Source organism: Neisseria sicca VK64, assembly GCF_000260655.1.
Classification (GTDB): Bacteria; Pseudomonadota; Gammaproteobacteria; order Burkholderiales; family Neisseriaceae; genus Neisseria; species Neisseria sicca_B.
In genome coordinates, this window is sequence record NZ_AJMT01000064.1 from 1 (window position 1) to 2,578 (window position 2,578).

1 protein-coding gene is annotated in these 2,578 nt (G+C 56.6%); it reads left to right on the forward strand.

The window, feature by feature from the left end; translation table 11 throughout:
- Positions 1 to 380 precede the first annotated feature (380 nt).
- Complete coding sequence (locus tag HMPREF1051_RS03880; RefSeq protein ID WP_003764652.1) at positions 381 to 2,150, forward strand: acyl-CoA dehydrogenase family protein; 1,770 nt, start codon at positions 381 to 383, stop codon at positions 2,148 to 2,150.
- Positions 2,151 to 2,578: the final 428 nt, after the last annotated feature.

Consider the following 2,578-nt stretch of genomic DNA (forward strand, 5'->3'; position numbering starts at 1 on the left):
GGAAAAGAAAACCTATACGCTGGTTTTGGAAGGCGGAGAGTGGAAAATCGATCAAATGGGTTTTATGTATTACGATAAATGGAAGAAGTCCCGCCAATTGTTTTGAAGAAACGATAATTTGTTGTCAGTAAATGGAGGTCGTCTGAAAAGCCCGAAATCTTTTTCAGACGACCTCCGCCTACTTTGACCGCGCTCAAACCTGCTGCGCTCTGCCCATGCCGCCCGATTTGAAATAATTTGTTTAAAAATAGAAGGATAGGTTTGTATTTTGCCCGAGGTCGTCTGAAAACCTGCGCTTTGCAAACCTGTGGTTTAGGATTAGTATAACTATACCAATTTATCCCAAATCCATTTCAAATCATTCACTTCGGAGAGATTCCATGAGCTACACGGCCCCTGTAAACGAATTGCGTTTCGGCATTCGCGTGCACGGCAGGTTGGACGAAATCCTGCAACTGCCCCATGCGGAAGGTTTGGATGCGGAAACGGTGGATGCGGTGCTGGACGAGGCGGCGCGGTTTGCCTCGGAGCAATGGGCGGACACCAACCGTACCGGCGACCTCTACGGCGCGGGTTTTTCAGACGACCTGATTACCACCCATCCCGATTTGGCGCGTGCATACTATGATTTCTGCGAAGCAGGCTGGGCGGGTTTGCGCGCGCCAGCGGAGTTTGGCGGGCAGGGGCTGCCGGCGGTCGTGTCGGCGGCGTGTGAAGAGATGTGGTGCGCCGCCAACCTCGCCCTGTCGCTGATGCCGATGCTGACGCTGGGGGCGGTGGACGCGCTGTTCAAACACGGCAGCGAGGAGCAGAAACAGACCTATCTGCCGAAAATGTGCAGCGGCGAATGGGCGGGAACGATGAATTTGAGCGAACCGCAGGCGGGTTCGGATTTGAACCATATCGCCACCCGCGCCGTGCCGAAAGAAAACGGCGCGTATGCCCTCAGCGGTCAGAAAATCTTCATCACTTGGGGCGATCAGGAAATGACGGAAAACATCGTCCATCTGGTGCTCGCGCGCTTGCCCGATGCCGCGCCGGGCGTGCAGGGCGTGTCGATGTTTATCGTGCCAAAATATTTGGTGAACGCGGACGGTAGCTTGGGCGGACGCAACGGCGTGCGCGCCATCGCCATCGAACACAAGCTAGGCATACACGCCAGCCCGACCTGTACGATGGAGTTCGACAACGCCGAAGGCTATCTGGTCGGCAGGGCGGGCAAGGGTTTGGCGTATATGTTTACCATGATGAAAACCGCGCGGCTGAACGTCGGCATCGAAGGCCACGCCGTCGCCGAACGTGCCTACCAAAACGCGCTCGCCTATGCCAAAGAGCGCGTGCAGGGACGCGATGAGGCGGACGGTTCAGACGACGTGGCGATTATCCGCCATCCCGACGTGCGCCGTATGTTGTTGATACAAAAGGCAACGCTCGCCGCCCAACGCGCCCTGTATCTGCGCGCCGCCGCCCTGACCGATTTTGCCGCCGCCTGCCCCGACAACGTATTGCGCAAAGAAGCGGAGCGCGAACTGGATTTCCTGATTCCCATCGTCAAAGCTTGGCCGACCGACAACGGCGTCGTCCTGACCAACCTCGCCGTCCAGATTTACGGCGGCGCGGGTTACGTCGAAGAAAGCGGCGTGGCGCAATACCTGCGCGACGTGCGGATTACGCCGATTTACGAAGGCACCAACGGCATACAGGCCGCCGATTTGGCAGGGCGCAAAACCACCGGCAAAAACGGCGCGCTGCCCTTGAAGCTGCTCGCTGAAGGCAAAGAGCTGGCGGACAAACTCGCCGCCGCCGAACCCGCCGCCGCGCAGCAACTGGCGCAAGCCATTGAAACGGCGGAACAAAGCATCGCCCGCATGGTCGGATACGCCGACCGACCCGCCCTCGCCGCCGCCGCGTCCAACGCCTACCTGCAACAAATGGGGCTGACGCTCGGCGCCATCGGACTCGCCCGCGCCTACCTTGCCGCCGAATCCGCCCAAACAGAAGACGCCGACAGCTTCGGCAGCAGTTTCTACGCCGCGCAGCAACACAACGCCCGCGTCTATTGCGCCCACGTCCTGCCGCAGGTTTACGCCTGCGCCGCGCAGATTGAAAACGCGCAGGCATTGTTGGACGTACCGTTAGAACTTTATTGACGGATACGGGTTTGAAAAGAGGTCGTCTGAAATTGGAAATCAGGTTTCAGACGACCTTCTTTTGTCAGCGTTAGCGTGGATTGAAGCAGAACGCCTGAGTCGAATTGAGCCATCTGTCCGAACGGGCATTGGACGGAAATGGAAAGGGAACAGGCTTGCCGCCGCGTAAAAAGGTCGTCTGAAAACGTTTTAACGCTATTCGTTAGACGTTTTCAGACGACCTTTTATAGTGGATTAACTTTAAACCAGTACGGCGTTGTCTCGCCTTAGCTCAAAGAGAACGATTCTCTAAGGTGCTGAAGCACCAAGTGAATCGGTTCCGTACTATCTGTACTGTCTGCGGCTTCGTCGCCTTGTCCTGATTTAAATTTAATCCACTATATTTATTCCGCCAAACCGTTCAGCCTTTCGGATAAAACCGCACCACG